The 1,777-nt window shown below is 68.1% G+C and carries 2 protein-coding genes; both read right to left on the reverse strand.

Annotation, left to right across the window (positions count from 1 at the left end; genetic code table 11):
• Window positions 1–66: 66 nt before the first annotated feature.
• Window positions 67–1,404, reverse strand: coding sequence for a S41 family peptidase (locus tag ACH107_RS32560; RefSeq protein WP_412509740.1), 1,338 nt, complete (start codon window positions 1,402–1,404; stop codon window positions 67–69).
• A gap of 3 nt (window positions 1,405–1,407) precedes the next feature.
• Window positions 1,408–1,777: murein hydrolase activator EnvC family protein (locus ACH107_RS32565; protein ID WP_412509741.1), on the reverse strand; the 370-nt coding region annotated here is incomplete at its 5' end.

Consider the following 1,777-nt stretch of genomic DNA (forward strand, 5'->3'; position numbering starts at 1 on the left):
TGCCGGGGCGCCCCGGCAGGCGTTGCGGCTGCCGGGTGGCGGGTTCCGTCACCCGGCAGCGCCGCGTCACTTGTCGGGCCCGAGCGCGGTGAGGCCGCGCAGGATGTCGATGGCGTAGGCCAGCTGGTAATCCTCCTCGCGCAGTTTCGCGGCGGTTTCAGCCTTGGCGCGGTCCTCCTCGATCTGGCGGATCTCGTCCTCGCTCAGGCTGTCATTATCCAGCCGGCCCCGCAGGTCGGCCTCGGAGCGGGCGGGCAGGTTGCTTTCTTCCTCGTCCTCGCTGCCGGGCGCGGGGCGGCGCGGCTGTTCGACAACGATGTCGGGCGACACGCCGAGCGCCTGGATCGAGCGGCCTGACGGCGTGTAATACCGCGACGTGGTCAGCCGCATCGCGCCGTCGCCGCGCAGCGGCATGACCGTCTGGACCGACCCCTTGCCGAAGCTCTTGGTGCCCACGACGATGGCGCGGCGATGGTCCTGCAGGGCGCCGGCCACGATCTCGGAGGCGGAGGCCGAGCCGCCGTTGATGAGGACCACGATCGGCTTGCCGTTGCTCAGGTCGCCCTCGGAGGCGTTGAACCGCTCGCCATCCTCGGGGTTGCGCCCGCGGGTCGAGACGATCTCGCCCTTGTCGAGGAAGGCGTCGGAGACCCGGATCGCCTGTGTCAGCAGCCCGCCGGGATTGTTGCGCAGGTCAAGGACGATCCCGTTGACGTTCTCGGCGCCGCCGAGCGCCTCGACCTGTTCTTCGAGGCCGCTCACGAGGTTGCTGTAGGTCTGGTCGTTGAAGGTGGTCACGCGCAGCACGACGGTATCCTGTTCGCTGCGCGCGCGGACGGCGGTCAGCGTGATCGTGTCGCGGATGATCGAGACGTCGAAGGGCTCGGGCTCGCCTTCGCGGACGACCGTGACGACGATCTCGCTGCCCACCGGGCCGCGCATCAGGTCGACGGCCTCGTCGAGGGTCAGGCCGAGGACGCTTTCGCCGTCCACGTGGGTGATGAAGTCGCCGGCCTCGATGCCCGCCTCGTCGGCCGGGGTGCCGTCGATGGGCGAGACGACCTTGACGAAGCCTTCCTCCTGCGTGACCTCGATGCCCAGCCCGCCGAACTCGCCGCGTGTCTGCACGCGCATCTCGGCGGCGTCATCCGGCGACAGGTAACTGGAATGGGGATCGAGCGACGTGAGCATCCCGTTGATCGCGGCCTCGATCAGTTCTCCCTCGTCGACGTCCTCGACATATCCCGAGCGGATGCGCTCGAAGATGTCGCCGAAGAGATCGAGCTGTTCGTAGACGTTGCTTGTCTTGGTGGCCTCCTGCGCCAGCAGCGGGGCGGCCACCTGCGTTGTCACGACGATACCGGCAAGCGTGCCGGCGGCCGCGGCCATCAGGAATTTCTTCATCGCTCAATCATCCTTGTCTGTCTTGAACCAGTCACCCGGGTCGACGGGCGTGTTGTTCTGCCGCAACTCGACATAGAGCGTCTGGCTGCGTTCGGTAGGTTCCGTCACGGTTTGCTCGGTCAGCATGGCGTCGCCTGCCCGGTCGTCTCCTCCCATCAGACCCACGGGGCTGCCGCCCGGCAGGACCTCTCCGGTGTCACCATAGACCACATCCAGCCCCGCCAGCACCAGCAGGATTCCGGCCTCTGGTTCCAGTATGATCACATTTCCGTAATCCAGCAAAGGCCCGCGGTAGCGCACCGTCGCCGCGGCGGGCGTGGTGACCAGCGCCCGGGGCCGCGTGGCGATGACCAGGCCGGGCCGCGTGATGCCG

Source organism: Roseovarius halophilus (ex Wu et al. 2025), assembly GCF_047086965.1.

Coding starts and splice junctions, on each gene's coding strand:
- ACH107_RS32560 (WP_412509740.1), bottom strand. CDS start 1,404: ATGAAGAAATTCCTGATGGCCGCGGCCGCCGGCACGCTTGCCGGTATC.